Raw genomic sequence first — 18,884 nt, forward strand, 5'->3', positions numbered from 1 at the left:
CACAGAATACATAATTATTTAAGATTTCACTGATAACTATGGTATATTGAATAAGTAGAAAAACACTAATACTTGTTGACATCGAATAATGGTAATTTAAGATTGCGAAATCAGCATTATTGGGTGCCAAACCCATTAGAGTTCTTCAGGAACAAAGAATTCTACCGCAGCATCTCCTTGTGAGATGCTGCCTTTTTTGTTTCCTTTAGAAAAGGATCTTACTTAAGTAAATTATGTAATTTAATTAAAGGAACACTTGCATGACAATACGATGCTTCTAGTTTTCTCAGCCATAAGGTAGAGGCCATCCTATCCTTTAATGAGGAATAAAAAGATGCCAAAACGTCTAATTAACAACGTTTTGGCATCTTTTTAGTTTAGCCATTCTGTAAGTGGAATAATTCCCCCACTTAATTTACATCTTTCATTGAGCCGTCATTTAAATAAACTTCACCGTCTTTATACGTCATTTGTTCAGGATAACGTAGGTTTATAACCGCATCCTGAAGTTCTTGTGAAGGTGGACGCGTTGAGAGTGACACAATGATATTAGTAGCGAAGGCAGCTATTGCTCCGAAAACACCCGCACCTGTATCGATAATTCCTAATATCGTAAATCCGCCATACTTCGCACTAAAAATGTAAACGAGTGTCACAGTTAAACCGACAAGCATACCAGCCATAGTTCCTTTTGCATTCGCTCGTTTCCACCAGACGCCCAATACAAGTGCTGGGAAGAAAGTACCGGTAGCAAGTGCAAATGCCCATGCGACAATTTGTGTAATGGCACCAGGTGGATTCAATGCAATAATTCCTGCTAGTAATGTTGCAACGACAATGGAAATACGACCTACAAGTAGACGTTTTTGTTCAGAGGCTTGAGGATTGATGATGCGATAATAAATATCATGTGCAAACGACGAAGAAATTGAGATCATCAAGCCACCAGCAGTAGATAACGCAGCCGCCATTGCACCTGCAGCTACTAATCCAATAACAAATACACCTAGATTTGCGATTTCAGGGGTAGCCATTACGACAATGTCATTAGCGATTTTAAGTTCAAGCCACTGAAGAATGCCATCACCATTCGTATCGACTATCCCTAGTTTTCCTGTATCAATCCATGATTGAGTCCAGGCCGGTAATTCCGCAATCTTATTACCAGCGATTTCCGTCATTAAAATGAAACGTGCAAAGGCTGCATAAGCTGGTGCACTAAAATATAAAAGTCCGATAAACACTAGTGCCCATGCACCTGACCAACGCGCTGCCTTCATAGTCCCTACCGTATAAAAACGGACAATAACATGGGGAAGTCCGGCTGTACCACACATTAATGTGAACATAAGCGCTAAAAATTGCCATTTGGTTCCATTTGTAAATGGCGCAAAGTATTCCGAGATTCCGAGCTCTCGGTCAAGTTCGCCCATTTTTGTTACAATTTCACCATAGGAAATCCACGGTAAAGGATTACTCGTTAATTGTAATGACATAAAAATAACTGGTACTAAGTAAGCAATAATTAAAATAATGTATTGTGCTACTTGTGTCCAAGTAATACCTTTCATCCCACCAAATGCTGCATAAAAGGCAATTAACACAACGCCGATCATTGTTCCTAATTTTGCATCTATTTCAAAAAGGCGTCCGATTACTACACCAGAACCTGATAGCTGTCCAATGGAATACGTGAAGCTTATTATTATTGTACATATAGCCGCTATTATTAGTGCTGCCTTACTATTAAAACGGTCTCCGATAAATTCAGGTACAGTAAAGCGCCCAAATTTACGGAGTTGCGGCGCAAGTAATATCGTTAAAAATAAATACCCGCCAGTCCATCCCATAATATAAGCTAAACCATCATAGCCAAGTAACATGATCGTTCCGGCCATTCCGATAAAGGATGCTGCACTCATCCAGTCTGCTCCGATTGCCATCCCATTAAAAATAGGAGGAACTCCACGGCCAGCAACATAGAAATCAGATGTTTGCTTAGCAGTATTAAATACTGCAATCCAAATATACAAAGCGAATGTACTTAATATAATCACCAGTGACACTAAAAATTGACTATCCATTATTCATCCCCCTTCCATTAGTGATCTATCATATTTTTTGCGCCTATTTCTTTATTGCGTTCATCATCAATCCCATACTTTTTATCAATTTTGTCACCGACAATCGCATTTACAAACAGTAAAACAATGAAAGTAAACAATGCTCCAATTGCTCCCATGAAATAATGGAATGGGAAGCCTAAAAATTGAATTTCAGTCAACGAGTCTGCAAACGCTACGACGACGTAAGACACAAGAAACCAGATAACAAAGTAAACGAGCATGTACCTATTTTTCTCACGGAAATAAGCATCAGCAACCTTTTGATCAATCTTTTTCATTCGGACCACCTTTCTTCATTAATTTATCTCAGATCAAAAATGAATTGAAGCGTTTCCATTAAAGGAAGCGGAACCAACAGTACTTTGACTATCATTAAAATAACTAGTGCAACTACAGGAAAGGTAAGTGCAATAAAACGTTTTTTTATTAGTGCATAGATAAGGCAGCAAATAGTAAATAAAATAAAAAACAGCAGCAACTAAACACCTCCTATAATCTCAACGTTTTCTAATATATGTTGGAAATAACCCAGATAAAACGAATATGAAGTAAAAAACTCCTAGACAATTTGCTCAAAAAAAAGAAAAGGATTACTTAAGGCAAGTATCTAAGTAACTATAAAAAAAAGTAAAACCACCTAAAACGATGACAAATCAACGTCTTAGGTGGTACTTTTAAAAACTTCACTTAATTATGATAAATGCGCATTATTATTTATCCTTAATTCCTCTTATATGCACTAGAAAAGAGAAGTAACGCTACCTGGTAAGCTGCCAATCCAGCAATTCAAGTAGCATTCTTTATTGTGTACTTAATTAGTAAATTAAAGTTATTTTTTTAATTTAAAAACCATTAAAAATCAAGCATAAAATTAACCGTTCTGAACAAATTAATTTTGACTCTGTCGCATAGCTTTGACTCATAAAATGGAGGTGAACGATTGATGGCTAAGAAAAGTAAAACAACTTTTACAAAAAGAAAAAAGCCTAAAAAAGATATTAATCACCGTGAAGAGTATTCCAAAGAGTTTAACCAAGTGATTCATAATAATCCTCCACAAGAAGTGACAAAGCACAGAGGCATATAAGAACAGCTTTAGTCCGGTTCGACTTAGAACTTGGACTAAAGCTTTTCTCACATCGAAAAAATCCGCTTCTCCTTAATATTGCTAAGTGCGATATTTCTACTTCTCAGTAACCCTTCTCTAACTGCACATTTGCTTCTCGTGCAATAACATTTAAGAGAAAATCTTCGGTAATATTATTTACGTTGTCACCATAATAAAAGTCATCAATCATCTCAATTATTCTGTACCAAACAATTAGTTTTTCATCATCATAATCCCAATATTCCCGTAATATTTTATAAACTTCATATGCCCTATCTATAACATTACCGTTACCTAGTATTATTTGTTGCATTAAGTATTGCACGTAACCTTCCGCGCTTTCTTTATGCGACGGCTCTGGCAATTTTAATTTAAACATTGCGTTTTTAAAATATCGTTCCACCTCAAAAATATTAAATGGTTCTCTCAAGGAAGCCAGTATATTTAGCGATGGAGAAGAAAGCTCATTTCCCAACATTTTAAAGGCCCAATTAACATAATCAACTGGAACTGCATATGATTTATATTTCTTATAATATAAAAATTGAGTGTCCATTTAATACTCCTATTTATGATACGGTTCTCCCTTAATAATTCTAAAACTACGATAAATCTGTTCTACTAATACGAGCTTCATTAACTGATGAGGTAACGTCATTTTTCCAAAGCACAGCTTTTCGTCTGCTCGTTTTAATACATCGGTGTGCAGCCCCAATGAACCGCCAATAACAAAGGCGACTTTACTTTTTCCGTATGTCATGAGAGATTCTAAATCAGCGGCCATTTCTTCACTTGTTTTCATTTTGCCATCTAAAGCGAGCGCAATAACATATGTACCCTCATTAATTTTTGCTAGGATGCGCTCACCTTCTTTACGTTTCACAATTTCCATATCGGCTTCACTCAACTGTTCAGGTGCCTTTTCGTCCGGAACCTCTACTAAATCAATCTTTGCATATCCGCCTAAACGCTTCACGTATTCTTCGATACCTAACTTCAAATATTTTTCTTTAAGTTTACCTACTGAAATGATTGTTATATTCACAACTTATCCACCTTTACATTCCATTTACAAACAAGTTATCCACAAAAGTTATACACATATCCACAACTAAAACCTATATATGGTGTAAAGTTATTTACTTGATACTATATATGTTGCTTGCTCTTCACAGTAAGAACAAGTTGTTGATAACTTTTCATCTTCTGTTAAAAAGTCCATCGTTGGAAATTGTTCTGTCTCAGCTACCAGCATATCTAAAGCGTGATCTATATGGGTTTCGCAGCTATATTTTTTCATTTTTAATCCTTCTTTCTTTTCTGAAATTTCTAGAAACTTATTCACAATTTTTAAATGTTATCCACAATCCATTGTAACAAACAAAAATCGGGTAGAAAAGAAAAGCCTTTTTCTTCTCTACCCATTGTGCATAAAATAGTTCTAATATTTAGTTATCCACAATTTATAATTGTGCATTCTCTACTAATTCCAATTGTGCTTCAACTATTTCTCCTTCACGGTACACTTTAATTTGCAATGTATCCCCAATTGCCTTCTCATTATATAAATGTTTTCGTAGCTGAATTGAATTCTCGATTTTTTGTCCATCCATCTCCACAATAACGTCATATTGCTGTAAACCTGCTTTATCTGCAGCAGATCCGCGCACAACTTGTGAAATGACAACACCGTTCGTTACCTCTTCAGGTAATTGTAATGTCTGCTGCTGGTAATAAGCCGGAACCTCTGTCAAATCAACTAATGAAATACCCATTGTTGGGCGTTGAACTTCTCCATGCTTCTCTAACTGATCAATAATAGGTATTGCTGAATTAATCGGAATTGCAAAACCTAAACCTTCTACTGAAGATTGCGCAATTTTCATGGAATTTATGCCTATTAAATCACCGGCAATATTAATTAAAGCACCGCCGGAATTCCCTTGGTTAATTGCTGCATCTGTTTGTAATACTTCAGTCGACCAATCCTCTACACCATCTTCATTTAAATCAACTGGTACAGATCGATCCTTCCCTGAAATAACACCCGTTGTTACCGATCCATAGAATTCTAAGCCTAATGGGTTACCGATTGCAATAACTGTTTCACCTTGTTTTAACACGTCGGAATCACCAAATTGCGCCACTGTTTCAATTCCTTCACTCGGAATAGAGATAATTGCTAAGTCTGTCCAAATATCTGAGCCAACAAGCTGTGCTTCGACCTTTTCGCCATCTTCCAATGTTACTTCAATTTGTTCTGCACCTTCTACTACGTGGTGATTCGTAACAATAAAAGCAAAATCCTTTTCTACTTTATAAACAATGCCTGAACCACTTCCTACAGCTTGTTCAGTCCCGGTACTTTGATTCCAGAAATTTGGTGCAACTTTTTGGATATTTGTTATCCCTACTACAGCGCTCGATACTTTTTCTACTGCATTCGTAACATCAGTCGTTACTTCCGTTGCGGTTTGATTAATTGTTGAGTTTGATGATTCACTTGAAATAGAGTTTATTTCATTTGAACCTGGCAACTGATTAGCAAGAGATGGTAAAAGTAGCCATAATAATAAAGCACCTACAACAACACCGCTCATTCCCGATATAAAGTAGCCTAATTTACTACCAGTTTTATTACCTTTGTTTTTTAGGCGCTGCTGTCTTTCTTCCTCTTCTCTTTTTAAACGAGCCTCAAGCTCTGTAATATGGTTGTTTTGGCCATCCTTTTTTTCATTTTCATCTTCAGGAAAATAACCCATGATGTTCATCCTTTCATTACTTTTCTTATTCATAGCATACACATTTAACATTAAAATTAGATGAAAATTACTTAAAACCTCCTTAAAAAAAAGATGTGTTGAAAGTATAGACTTTCAACACATCCCTTTACCCATATTTATACCATCACAAGCTTGGTAGGTTCGTTTGCATCTGTATCATGTAAATGCAAATACTCCCCCGTTATAATTCCGCAAGACTGCAACGTTTGTTCGACACTCATACGAGCTAAATCTTTCATATTATTGTCTTTACTTAAGTGGGCTAAATAAATTTGCGTCTGCTTTTCCGCTACGACATCTGCCATTGCTACTGCAGCATCTTCATTTGAAACGTGGCCGACATCAGATAAGATACGTCGTTTAATGCTCCAAGGGTATTTACCCATTTGCAGCATACTCACGTCATGATTACTTTCAAATACATACGCATCTGCTGCTGAGATATATCCTTTCATCCGATCACTTACATAGCCCGTATCTGTAATGACAACAAGCTTACGGCCATTATCATGGAATGTATAGAACATTGGATCCGCGGCATCATGCGACACGGCAAACGATTGAATATCAAGACTGCCAAATGTTTTTACTGTTTCCATATCAAAATCGAAGCATAAATCTGTTGGAATTGTACCAACTAAACCATCCATTGCCGTCCATGTTTTTGCATTTGCATATACTGGTATATTATATTTACGTGCAATAACTCCAAGACCTTTAATATGATCACTATGCTCATGAGTTACTAAAATACCTGATAAATTTTTCATATCACGATCTATATTAGCAAACAGTTGCTCCATTTTTTTTCCGCTTAAGCCTACATCAATCAAAAATGAATGCTCATCATTTTCTACGTAGACTGCGTTTCCTGTACTGCCACTTGCTAAAACGCTAAATCGCATTGTTAAAACTCCCTACTCTTCCAAATCCTCCGTCTCTTCGACGATTTCGGATAAATCATTTTGTAATTCCACAATCTTGCCTTGTACTGCATTTACAAAATGTATTTCTTCTTGACCATCTTTTAGCTTCACACGCACTTCCCAAGTAGGCGCAAAAACCTGAGTTGGTGGTAATTGCAAAATTGTGGAATAGCCAATATTCATCTCTAAAATTTGAGAATCTGGTTTTAATAAATTTTTATTATCTAAGATCTGCAGAACTTGTATTGCCGTTAATAAATTTTGTTGTTTATCTAGCTTCTCATGTTTTTCCAGCATTGTTTGCTCATACGCATACACACGATTTTCATCATCCCAGTAAATTTTCACATAACCTCGTACATTGTAATACAGTGTTAAGTTATTTACCTTCTGGAAAAATGTAGCCTCTCTTTTTTCTTCATCAACATTCCATAATACATAGGAGTCGCCTTCATGTACATAATTATAAAGAAATTCAAGAAATGGATTCCTGCCACCGTTTTCCTGAAGCTTTACTGGCTTTTCCATCGTGACAATCAGCTTGTTTTCATTTTCGATTTGTGTAAACTGATTTGGGAAAAATGGAATTTCTGCCGGTGAGAATTTTTTGATTTGCCCAGAATAATAAGCTGCACTCTCATTGTTATTTGGAAGTGCTATATAAGTAATATTATCTTCTTTCAAACGCGCTTCGATTTTTTTCGTCGTTTCTCCTAAAACCTCAATTAGTTGACCTTCGTTATAGCTTTCTAGATATTGCGTATATAAAAAGAGATTCAATATTAAAAACACCCATATAAAAATAGATTTGGTTCTACTCCAATCCATTTATAATCCCCCCTGTATATTCAGGTGAAATGCGGGTCCACTCATCGTTTGAAATGGTAAACCAACTAGGTTCTAAAATGAACGCTTCATCTTGCGCGAAATAATAGCCAACAACAACTTCATCAATATCTTTAAATGAGTTATCCGTTTTTCGAATATATTCGATTACTTGTTCACCAGAAACTAATTCTTTCTGTGATCTATAAACTTCGCCTTCTGTTGCGATAGAATAATAAGGACGTCGATAACGGAAAATACGATTTTCACCCCATGTTGTTATGATGCGGGTTGTCGTCGTCATATTACTATTACTATAAATCGGCAATCCATGTAAAAACAGTTGATATTCAGTTATATGCTTATCTATATTCATCGAAGAGAATCGATAGTCTCCTGTAAATCCACCATGATCATTTATATAATCAAAGCTATCAATCAGTAATCTCGATGATAGAATTGGCGCAATACTTTCTGCAGGCGGATACACATAATTAAGCATGCGATTCTTAGTATCCACCGTCATTAATGATGTATCATCTCTATACCTTTCCGAATGTTCACTTTCAGTATTTCGCTGTACAATTTTCGGTTGTGTAAAAACAATTGATTTAAATAAATTTGGAGGAATCTCCTGTATTAAATACGTATAGCGTGTTGATTGAATCGGATCTTTTGAGACATACAATGAACGTAATGAATCTCGTTCTATTTCTACATATGGAATATAATCTTTTGCAGGCTTAATTACTTCTGTCAAAAACTTGTCTCTATTTACTAAATCTACATATGCTCTATATAATATCCGTTTTTCTGTATTCAAAAAGAGCAGTTGTAACTGATTGTTTGTTTCTACAGTTGACCAGTCTAAAATTAGACGAGTAAAGCTTGCTTCCGGTATTGTCTTATCATTAAATGATACAACTTTTGAAAAAACCTGTAACGGAACCTCACCATTGAAAAACATCGTGATACGATTATTCGTTTTTATAATTTCATTTATTTTTTCATCTGATAGGTTGCTATTAATTAAAATCAGCTCATTCGTTTGCCATGATTGTAAATAGCTGTAGAGTTCATTTAAAACACTTGGAGATACTGTGCCAAAAAATTCGTCGTTTTGCCGGTACAACAGTCGATAAGGCTTTAATACATCTTTCAGTTCCTTTGAATCCCCGACCATAACTTCCTCAATTTGTGTTTCTTCTATTAACCCATAGTCAGGCTTATAGTTCCAAATAAGAAGCGTCAAAATAATACTGAGCAAAACGAGGAATGTTAATAAAATTGATTTTACTTGTTCGACATATTTCATTCCCAATCCCCCGCTTCATCCAATTCGTATGGTAAAGTGAAGAATATCGTAGTACCTTGACCTTCCTCACTTTCTGCCCAAATCTTTCCGCCATGTGCTTCAATCATTTCGCGGGCAATTGCAAGTCCTAAGCCAGTTCCACCCATTGATCGTGCACGTGCTCGATCTACACGATAGAAGCGATCAAATATCCGTGCTACATTTTCCTTTGGAATTCCCATCCCGTCATCCGAAATCATGACACGAAGCATATTATCATGTACAGTAAACCCAAATCGGATATTACCACCATCTGGAGAATATTTTAATGCATTTGAAATAATATTATCGATTACCTGTGTGAGCTTATCGGTATCAATATCAACAAAATAGCTTTTCTCTGGAAGTAAGCGGATAAAATCTACATTTTGTGACTTCGACATTTCAAAGCGATCAATAATTTGAGTGAAAAACTTATTAAACTCTACAAATCCTAAATTCAATTCATACTCTTGGCTGTCCATTTTAGAAAGCTGTAATAAATCATTTACTAAACGAATCATGCGCTCGGTTTCTGTTTGTGTTACATTCAAAAACGTCGGTGCAATATTTTCATCACGCCAAGCACCTTCTGCCAATGCCTCTAAATAGCTACGCATTGTAGTAAGGGGTGTACGAAGCTCATGAGATACGTTCGCTACGAACTCTCGACGTTCCATATCAATTTTTTCTTGCTCGGTAATATCATGCAATACAGTAATTAAACCATTAACAAAGCCTGTTTCCTTTTGAATAACAGAGAAGTTAGCTCGTAAAATATAAGGTGCATCATTCATGCTAAAATCAAGGTTTACCGGATCTTTCATATGAATTAAATCTTCAAAGCTATATTCCTGATCCAGCCCTAAAACAGAAGCAATTGGACGATTTAATGTAGATTCCCGTGTATCATGAAGTAAATCCAAAGCAGGCTCATTAATTAATATAATTTTGCCTTTGCGATCTGTTGCAATAACTCCATCTGTCATGTTACTTAGAACGCTTGCCAACTTTCGGCGTTCAGCTTCTGTCGTAGACTGCGCTTCTTGTAGGCGATTAGTTAAATGGTTAAAAGCAATCGCTAACTGACCGATTTCATCTGTTCCGTATACACGTACTTTTCGCGAATAATTTCCTTTTGACATCGCTTGCGCCTGTTTACGCATATCGGAAATGGGTCTTGTAATCGTTCGTGCAACAAGTATTCCTAAAATAATTGTAATAGCCAGAGACATTGCAATACCGGCAGCAAAAATACGGTTTATTTCATTTAGTTGTTCATATACTTTTTCAATATTAGATTCGACATATATAGCACCTCTTACTTCCCCATTTGGCCCCACTGTATCGGTTATGGGGTATGCAAGCAGCCAGACTCGCTGCCCTGTATCACGGTCGAGCGATATACTATCCCATAACGTTTCGGCGGACATCGCTTTACTTATATTATCTTCATTTGCCCGTTGACCCACTAGAGACTGATTATTTGCATCCGAGGTAGCTAGAATACGACTGCGATTATTAACAACAATAATTTTATTAATATCTTCTGTAGAAACTTCCTGTAAAATTGTGCTTAACCTTAACTCTATTGAAGGTGCCGTATCATCCACTTCTTTAATCATTTCTTCACGAATACTATAGTGTACAAGCTCGATCCTTTGACGAATGGAATCTTGGAAATTTGATTTCAAATTCGTCTCAAGCTGCTTTGAAAAATAAATACCAATAATTTGGAGCGCAATAATAATTAAAAGTACATAGATTAATACAAGCTTTACATGAATTGATTTAAAAAAGCTTACTTTTTGCATGCAGTCTACTCCTGTTCAGGATTTCGTAAATAATAACCGACACCTCGTCTTGTCACAATCCATAAAGGATGACTAGGATTATCTTCAATTTTTTCCCGCAGACGGCGAATTGTCACGTCTACTGTACGTACATCTCCAAAGTAATCATATCCCCAAACCGTTTGCAGCAAGTGTTCACGTGTCATTACTTGGCCAATATGTTTTGCTAAATAGTGTAATAATTCAAATTCACGATGGGTCAACTCAATGGAGTCTTCACGCTTTAACACTAAATATGCATCAGGCTGAATTGTCAATGAACCTACAACAATATCATTCGATTCAGCTGTTGCTTCTTCTACTTGAGCAGGGACATTTAATCGACGCATATTTGCCTTCACACGTGCGATTAGTTCACGCGTACTAAATGGTTTCGTAACGTAATCATCTGCACCCATTTCAAGACCTAATACTTTATCAATCTCCGAGCCTTTTGCTGTTAGCATAATAATAGGGAAATCATATTTTTTACGGACTTCACGACATACTTCCATCCCATCACGCTTTGGAAGCATAATATCCAACAGCATTAAATCTGGTTGCTCTTCTTCAACTCTTTGTAGTGCTTCGTCTCCATCGTATGCACAAATTACACGATAACCTTCTTTAATTAAGTTAAATTGTAGAATATCTGCAATTGGTTTTTCATCATCTACAACTAAAATTGTTTTATCCATCATCTATATACCTCTTTCCTAATAAATTCTATATGAAATAAAAAGTAATTTTATAATTTACTATCATTACTCTATCACGCTTTACGATTTGATGCATTATACAGATGTTTCCCATAAATTATTTTCCAGGAAATATTTTTTAATTTTTTTCGAATTTTAGTTCTAAATTCGAAAAGTGCTGTATATTGAAAAAAGTGTGCTAAAAGACAAAGCTTTTAACACACCTCCCAGATTAATTTAAATATGATAATGGATTTACTTCTGAACCATTTTTGTGAATTTCGAAATGTAAATGAGTTCCTGTGGAACGACCTGTTGAACCCATTTGTCCAAGCGCCGATCCTTGTTCTACTACTTGTCCAACTGATACGTCAATACGCGATAAGTGAGCGTATAGTGATTCAAAACCATTATTATGGTCGATCACAACATAGTTCCCATAAGTTGAATGACTGCCAGCTGTTTTAATAACCCCATTATCTGAAGCTTTGATCGTATAATTGGATGGTCGCGCAATATCGATTCCATAATGATAGCGTCCCCAACGATGCCCCATATTACTTGAAACATAACCTCCAACTGCTGGCCAAGCAAATGTCCCTGTTCCAACAGAAGGAATAACCTTCGTTCCTACAACGACTATACGATTTTCAGGTTCTACTAATATATTTTCCACAGATTGAAGTCGCTCTGTTCGTACACCATTTTCTTCTGAAATTAAATAAGTAACTTCTTTTTTACCTTTTTTACCTTCTTGCTTAACAAGCTTTTCACCTTTTAACATTGTTGGATCTTCTTCAACAATTTTGGCGAAATCAATTTCTTCAATTTTTTTCTTCTCATAAACTGCCTTCACAGTAACAAATGGTTTTTCTACTGTTACATTTAATTCTTGACCAATCTGAAGTACTGTATTTTCTTTAAGAGAAGGGTTTAAATTTAGCAATTGTGCCGTTGTTAAACCATGTGCAGATGCTATGGAGCCCAACACATCCCCAGATTTTACAGTATAGGCTTCTTGCTCTATTGAACCTGTTTGTAATAACTGGACCGCCTCTGAAACAGAAACAATTTCTTCAGGCTTTGCTAAATCTTCCTGTCCCGTAATTGGAGCTGATAAGGCAACATCGATTAAACGTGTTTCATCTTTTTTCAATTCGGGTAATGAATCATTAGTTGAGTTGTTTTTCAATTTATTCAATTGATATTGAGTAATATACTGAAGCTTTAATCCGTCAATTACAGCTTCAAAATCTTCTTTATCCTTCAATGAAGCAACGACTGTCTCTTCTACTTGTAGCGAGTAAGCTTGAGCTTGAACCGTCAATGCTTCTTGAAGGTTTTTTATCGTTTCTTCTTCATTTGCATCTACTGTAAATACTTGCTCAGGAATAATTTTAACTTCGGCACTAGCATCGACCTTTAAATCTTCATACTTTTTACTAGCCTCTAGTTCTTTATTTAGTACAACTTCTTCTACTGTTGCTTCATCTGCAACAGATCCAACATATGTATCAGCTACATAAACATGGAAAATTTTAGCGAATTTTTCTTTATCTGTTTCATTCGCGAAACCTAGATTGAATGTCACCGTAGAAACGAGTAACGCAAAAATTGCAGTCATTTTTAGTTTTCCATTATGACGATTCCTTAGACTTTGTTTTAAATTGCCCAAGCCTAACTTGTTTCCTTTTGAACTCATGATAAAGCTCCTTCCAACTATGTCTAATCTATAATTTTTAGTCCATCTATTTATCTTTAAGCGTTAAAACACACTTTGCCACTGTACCATATTTCTCATACCAAATGAACTACTTCAATATTTTTGTAATGAAATTGTATTATTATCTAAAAAATTGTTACATTCTAATTAATCGAGCTATTTTTATATTTTTTAGTACCTTTTTATTCTTTTTAACTCTTGAATAGCATAGAAAAAGGAGTATCAAAAGCCAAATGACTTTTAATACCCCTCTACAGCGCACTTCTATTATTCCCAGATACCATTAACAATATTAGTTTGTTCACGAGCTGGACCAACTGAAAATGTTGTTAACGGAATTCCTGTAAGATCTACAATACGATTAATATAGTTGCGTGCATTTTCCGGCAACTCTTCCATTGTACGGACACCCGTTACATCTTCTGACCATCCAGGTAACTCTTCATATACTGGCTTACATTGTTTAATTATTTCAAGGTTAGCCGGGTACTCTGTAATTTGCTCTCCATTATACTCATATGCTGTGCAAATTTTTACTGTTTCTAGGCCTGACAATACATCGATGGAGTTTAATGCTAAGTCAGTAATTCCTGAAACGCGACGTGAATGGCGAACAACTACCGCGTCAAACCAGCCAACACGGCGTGGGCGACCTGTCGTTGTACCATATTCACGGCCCACTTCACGAATTTGTTGACCAATTTCATCGTGTAGTTCTGATGGGAACGGACCATCTCCCACTCGGGATGTATAAGCTTTACATACGCCTACTACGCGTTCTACTGCAGTAGGACCTACGCCTGATCCAATCGCAATGCCTCCCGCAACAGGATTTGATGAAGTTACGAAAGGATATGTTCCTTGATCGACATCAAGCATAATTCCTTGAGCTCCTTCAAATAACACTTTTCCACCTTCATCAATTACATCATTCAGCACTTTTGAAGTATCCGTTACATATTGGGCTATTTCTTGTCCATACGCGTAATACTCTTCAAATATATCTTCAAAATTTAAGCCTTCTACTTCATAAAATTTCGTAAATAGGCGGTTTTTTAAAATTAAGTTTTCACGTAACTTCTTTTCAAAAGTCGGTCTATCCATTAAATCGGCAATACGTATGCCGATTCGGGCTACTTTATCCTGATAGCATGGTCCAATTCCTTTTGCTGTTGTACCAATCTTCTCATCACCACGGCTCGCTTCCTCAACGATATCTTGATGAATATGGTACGGCAAAATTACATGCGCACGATTTGAAATTCTCAAATTAGAAGTATCAATACCTCTTTCCTGTAAACCTTTTAATTCAGTTACAATGGACTTTGGATTAATAACAACACCATTGCCGATTACCGACAATTTATCAGAATAAAATATCCCAGATGGAATTAAGTGAAGCTTATACGTTTCTTCACCAATTTTTATTGTATGTCCTGCATTATCGCCACCTGCAAAGCGAGCTATTGCATCTGCCTTTTTAGAAAGGAAATCTGTAATTTTACCTTTTCCTTCGTCTCCCCATTGTGTACCTACTACAACTACCGCTGTCATATACGAGCACCTCCGACGAATTGAATCCTTAAAAAGTATTAAGTATCCTATTCATTTTAATAAAACTTACTTTTTATTCCTTAATGATGAAGCATGAACATTTTAACAATTCCGAAACATAAAAGTCAATAAAAAACACGAACGTACACATGTCGATTATGTGAAACGTTCGTGTTTAATGTCTATTCCTCGCGTGGTGGAGGGGTAAATTCTAAATTTAAAAATTTATTGTATTCTTTCCGGAATGCTAAACTTACTGTACCTGTTGGACCATTACGTTGTTTCGCGATAATAATCTCGATAATATCCTTACTTTCCGATTCTTTATCGTAATAATCATCACGGTATAAAAACGCTACAATATCCGCATCTTGCTCAATCGAACCCGATTCACGTAAGTCACTCATCATCGGACGCTTATCCTGACGTTGTTCTACACCACGTGATAGCTGTGATAGCGCAATAACTGGAACTTTTAATTCACGCGCCAAGCCTTTTAATGAACGTGAAATTTCGGATACTTCTTGTTGACGGTTCTCGCCAGGCTTACCACTACCTAAAATTAGCTGTAAGTAGTCGATTAAAATCATTCCTAACCCATTCTCTTTTGCTAATCGTCTGCATTTGGCGCGAATATCCGCCATCCGAACACCTGGTGAATCATCAATATAAATTCCCGAATTCGATAAACTTCCCATCGCCATCGTCAACTTACCCCAGTCCTCATTTTGCAAATCCCCTGTACGTAGGCGTTGTGCATCAATATTGCCTTCCGCACATAACATACGCATGACAAGTTGATCGGCACCCATCTCAAGAGAGAAAATCGCAACATTTTCACGCGCCTTTACGGCAACACTTTGTGCAACATTTAATGCAAAGGCTGTTTTACCAACCGATGGACGAGCTGCCACGATAATTAAATCATTGCGTTGGAAACCAGCAGTCATTTTATCTAAGTCACGGAAACCGGTTGGAATACCTGTAACGTCTCCGGCACGTGATTGTAGCTGTTCAATATTATCGAATGTCTGAACTAATACATCTTTTACGTGCTTAAAGTCTCCCGCATTTTTTCGGTTTGAAACTTCAAGCATTTTTTTCTCAGCTTCTGCTAAGAGCACTTCTACTTCATCTTCACGCGTATATCCATCATCCGCAATCTTAGAGGCAACGCGAATAAGGCGACGTAATATCGCCTTTTCTTCTACAATCTTTGCGTAGTGTGCAATATTGGCAGCTGTCGGTACTGCATTTGCCAGTTCCGTTATATAGCTTAAGCCACCTATATCCTCCAGCTCTTTTTTCGCTGATAATTCTTCTGTAACAGTTACAACATCAATCGCTTTCCCCTGATCGCTTAAATTCAGCATCGTTTGGAAAATCTTCTGATGTGCAATATGATAAAAATCATCTGCAATAACAATTTCAGATGCTGTTATAAGAGCTTGTGGATCAAGGAAAACTGCGCCAATAACCGATTGTTCGGCTTCATTATTATGCGGCGGAACGCGGTCCATCATGGATTCGTTCATTGTTGTCGCTCCTTATTCTTCAATTACATGTACTTTTAACGTTGCCTTTACATCTTGATGTAACTTAACAGGAACATTTGTAAAGCCTAATGAACGGATTCCATCATTACAATCCATTTTACGCTTATCTACTTTAAAGCCATGCTTTTTTTGTAGTGCATCTGCAATTTGCTTTGTAGAAACTGAACCAAATAAACGTCCACCTTCACCTGATTTCGCCTTTACTTCTACTGTAATAGCCTCTAACTGTTCTTTTAGATCTTTCGCTGCTTGTAGTTCTGCAGCTGCATTTTTTTCTTCTAAACGCTTTTGACCTTGAATTTCGCTCAACGCTTGATTATTCGCTTCTTTTGCATAACCATTTTTAATTAAAAAGTTACGTGCGTAACCTTCAGCAACTTCTTTAATTTCACCTTTTTTACCTTTACCTTTTACATCTTTTAAAAATACTACTTTCATGATTCCTTGCTCCCTTCGACTATTTCGCTAATAGCTTCAATTAAATGATTTTTTACTTCTTCAATAGTTTCTGCTTTCATCTGTGTAGCTGCATTGGTTAAGTGCCCGCCGCCGCCAAGCTTTTCCATTACAAGCTGTACATTGATGTCTCCTAAAGAACGTGCACTAATGCCAATTAATCCATCATTGCGATGTGCAATAACAAAAGAAGCACCCACATCTTTCATAGTCAGTAAAATATCCGCAGTTTGGGCGATTAATACTGAATCATATACTTTAGTTTCCTCACCATGCGCGACTGCAATGCCTGTATAAGGAAATTGAACTGTCTGAATAATTTTTGATCGCTCGACATATGTTCCTACATCTTCTTTTAGCAAGCGTTGAATTAAAACCGTATCTGCTCCAAATGTACGTAAATAGGAAGCAGCTTCAAATGTACGTGCACCTGTTCTAAGTGTAAAGCTCTTTGTATCAACTATAATACCAGACAATAACGCTGTTGCTTCAAGAGGCAGTAATTTTTCGTTTTGTGGTTGATATTCCAACAATTCTGTAACAAGTTCTGCAGTGGAGGAAGCATATGGCTCCATATATACCAATGTTGGACTATTATTAATAAATTCCTCACCGCGACGATGGTGGTCAATGACAACAACCTTATCTGTCCTGCTTAATAATCGGCTATCAATTACCATACTTGGCTTATGAGTGTCCACAATGACTACGAGAGATTTTGGTGTTATTTTTGATAAAGCTTCATCAGGTGTTATAAAACGATTGTAAAAATCCGTTTTTTGCTCCAATTCGGTCATCAAACGGCCTACACTGCCGCGCACTTCATCAAAATTTACGATTACAAATCCTTCGACTCCATTCATTGCGACCATTTTACGTACACCGACACTAGCCCCTATTGAGTCCATGTCTGGATTTTTATGTCCCATTATAAATACTTGATCACTATCTTGTATTAAATCACTAAGTGCATGCGAAATTACACGGGCACGCACCCTCGTTCGCTTTTCAACAGGGTTTGTTTTCCCACCATAAAAGCGAATTTTACCATTTGATTGCTTGATAGCCACTTGGTCACCGCCGCGTCCTAATACTAAATCCAGACCTGACTGTGCTAATTGGCCAAGCTCCACTAATGATTGAGAGCCTGCTCCAATCCCAATACTTAAAGTTAATGACAGGTTCTTCTGCATCATCGTTCGCTCTCGTATTACATCTAATATAGAAAAACGCTTTTGCTCAAGCTCTGCTAATATCGATTCATTCAATACGGCCATAAAACGATCGGATGCTATTCTTTTTACGAAAATACCGTAATGTGCGGCCCATTCATTCACAATAGAAGTCATCATTGTGTTTGTTACACTTCTCGCTTGGTCATCCATACCTGATGTAAGCTCATCATAATTATCAATAAATAGTATTGCCAACACGGTACGATCTGCCAAGTACTGCTTTTCTATCTGAACTTGTTTGGTAACATCAAAGAAGTAAAATAACTTTTCATCTTCTTTATAATAAATATGATATTTTCGGTCATGTATCGCCACAACCGTTTCATTCTTCTGTTCTTCATTTATAAGTATAGGTAATTCATCTGAAATCGTATCCAATTCAACTCCGACTAATGATTCTTGCTGTAATACCCGAAGCATAAATGGGTTTGCCCATTCCACAGTAAAGTCATCATTTAATAATACAATTCCGAATGGCATTTCAAGAAATGCCTCTTTTCCCACATCTTCCATCCGATAGGAAAGTGCTTCTATATGTTGCTCTGTGTCTTTGTACGTCAATGCTTCAATCTTTAACGTATAATAGGCAACTCCTAAATACACGATTATAAATGCGACCCCAATCCATACATTCCATATCATCATAAGGATAGCTGCCACTACACCTAGTAAAAACAAGACTACTAGTGGATATCGAATTGGTCTTTTGCGAAAATTGCCCATTTCAAT

17 protein-coding genes are annotated in these 18,884 nt (G+C 36.5%); 1 reads left to right on the top strand and 16 read right to left on the bottom strand.

Annotated elements, in window-relative coordinates:
* Positions 1-410: 410 nt before the first annotated feature.
* Together MHH95_RS04165 and MHH95_RS04170 are read right to left on the bottom strand one after the other, a co-directional pair.
* Positions 411-2,084, bottom strand: a complete 1,674-nt coding sequence (locus MHH95_RS04165) for a sodium:solute symporter family protein (RefSeq protein ID WP_340726533.1) — start codon at positions 2,082-2,084, stop codon at positions 411-413.
* 17 nt (positions 2,085-2,101) lie between these two features.
* Positions 2,102-2,404, bottom strand: a complete 303-nt coding sequence (locus tag MHH95_RS04170; RefSeq protein WP_340726534.1) for a DUF4212 domain-containing protein — start codon at positions 2,402-2,404, stop codon at positions 2,102-2,104.
* A 662-nt stretch (positions 2,405-3,066) separates the two neighbouring features.
* Here MHH95_RS04170 and MHH95_RS04175 point away from each other — a divergent pair.
* The gene (locus MHH95_RS04175; RefSeq protein WP_191701192.1) at positions 3,067-3,213 is read left to right on the top strand and encodes a hypothetical protein; all 147 of its coding nucleotides are present in this window, start codon (positions 3,067-3,069) and stop codon (positions 3,211-3,213) included.
* Positions 3,214-3,316: 103 nt separating this feature from the next.
* Here the strand turns inward: MHH95_RS04175 and MHH95_RS04180 are convergent, their stop codons facing one another.
* From MHH95_RS04180 to MHH95_RS04245, 14 genes are all read right to left on the bottom strand, one after another.
* Positions 3,317-3,790 carry a hypothetical protein gene (locus tag MHH95_RS04180; protein WP_340726535.1) on the bottom strand — a complete coding sequence of 158 codons (474 nt, stop codon included), beginning with the start codon at positions 3,788-3,790 and terminating at the stop codon, positions 3,317-3,319.
* A 9-nt stretch (positions 3,791-3,799) separates the two neighbouring features.
* A complete protein-coding gene (rlmH, locus tag MHH95_RS04185) occupies positions 3,800-4,279 on the bottom strand; it encodes a 23S rRNA (pseudouridine(1915)-N(3))-methyltransferase RlmH (protein WP_340726536.1) in 480 nt (159 codons plus the stop codon).
* 90 nt (positions 4,280-4,369) lie between these two features.
* Complete coding sequence (locus MHH95_RS04190) at positions 4,370-4,579, bottom strand: CxxH/CxxC protein (RefSeq protein ID WP_445682990.1); 210 nt, start codon at positions 4,577-4,579, stop codon at positions 4,370-4,372.
* Between the two features lie 118 nt (positions 4,580-4,697).
* Positions 4,698-5,996 carry a S1C family serine protease gene (locus MHH95_RS04195; RefSeq protein WP_340726537.1) on the bottom strand — a complete coding sequence of 433 codons (1,299 nt, stop codon included), beginning with the start codon at positions 5,994-5,996 and terminating at the stop codon, positions 4,698-4,700.
* A gap of 137 nt (positions 5,997-6,133) precedes the next feature.
* Complete coding sequence (locus MHH95_RS04200; protein WP_340726538.1) at positions 6,134-6,922, bottom strand: MBL fold metallo-hydrolase; 789 nt, start codon at positions 6,920-6,922, stop codon at positions 6,134-6,136.
* 12 nt (positions 6,923-6,934) lie between these two features.
* Complete coding sequence (locus MHH95_RS04205) at positions 6,935-7,771, bottom strand: two-component system regulatory protein YycI (protein ID WP_340726539.1); 837 nt, start codon at positions 7,769-7,771, stop codon at positions 6,935-6,937.
* Complete coding sequence (locus MHH95_RS04210; protein WP_340726540.1) at positions 7,758-9,083, bottom strand: YycH family regulatory protein; 1,326 nt, start codon at positions 9,081-9,083, stop codon at positions 7,758-7,760. Before MHH95_RS04210 ends, MHH95_RS04205 begins: the two co-directional genes overlap by 14 nt.
* Positions 9,080-10,915 (bottom strand): cell wall metabolism sensor histidine kinase WalK, encoded by a 1,836-nt coding sequence (gene walK, locus MHH95_RS04215; protein WP_340726541.1) that lies wholly within the window; start codon positions 10,913-10,915, stop codon positions 9,080-9,082. Before walK ends, MHH95_RS04210 begins: the two co-directional genes overlap by 4 nt.
* 5 nt (positions 10,916-10,920) lie before the next feature.
* On the bottom strand, positions 10,921-11,631 hold the full coding sequence (gene yycF, locus MHH95_RS04220) for a response regulator YycF (RefSeq protein ID WP_191701184.1): 711 nt from the start codon (positions 11,629-11,631) through the stop codon (positions 10,921-10,923).
* 232 nt (positions 11,632-11,863) lie between these two features.
* Positions 11,864-13,333: a M23 family metallopeptidase gene (locus MHH95_RS04225; RefSeq protein WP_340726542.1), complete on the bottom strand. Its 1,470-nt coding sequence runs from the start codon at positions 13,331-13,333 to the stop codon at positions 11,864-11,866.
* 288 nt (positions 13,334-13,621) lie between these two features.
* Positions 13,622-14,908, bottom strand: coding sequence for an adenylosuccinate synthase (locus MHH95_RS04230; protein WP_340726543.1), 1,287 nt, complete (start codon positions 14,906-14,908; stop codon positions 13,622-13,624).
* A gap of 182 nt (positions 14,909-15,090) precedes the next feature.
* The gene (dnaB, locus tag MHH95_RS04235; RefSeq protein ID WP_191701073.1) at positions 15,091-16,443 is read right to left on the bottom strand and encodes a replicative DNA helicase; all 1,353 of its coding nucleotides are present in this window, start codon (positions 16,441-16,443) and stop codon (positions 15,091-15,093) included.
* A gap of 12 nt (positions 16,444-16,455) precedes the next feature.
* Complete coding sequence (gene rplI / locus MHH95_RS04240) at positions 16,456-16,902, bottom strand: 50S ribosomal protein L9 (RefSeq protein ID WP_340726544.1); 447 nt, start codon at positions 16,900-16,902, stop codon at positions 16,456-16,458.
* Positions 16,899-18,878 (bottom strand): DHH family phosphoesterase, encoded by a 1,980-nt coding sequence (locus tag MHH95_RS04245; protein WP_340726545.1) that lies wholly within the window; start codon positions 18,876-18,878, stop codon positions 16,899-16,901. Before MHH95_RS04245 ends, rplI begins: the two co-directional genes overlap by 4 nt.
* Positions 18,879-18,884 lie beyond the last annotated feature (6 nt).

The sequence above is a fragment of the Solibacillus sp. FSL K6-4121 genome (genome assembly GCF_038002585.1).
Taxonomy (GTDB): domain Bacteria; phylum Bacillota; class Bacilli; order Bacillales_A; family Planococcaceae; genus Solibacillus; species Solibacillus faecavium.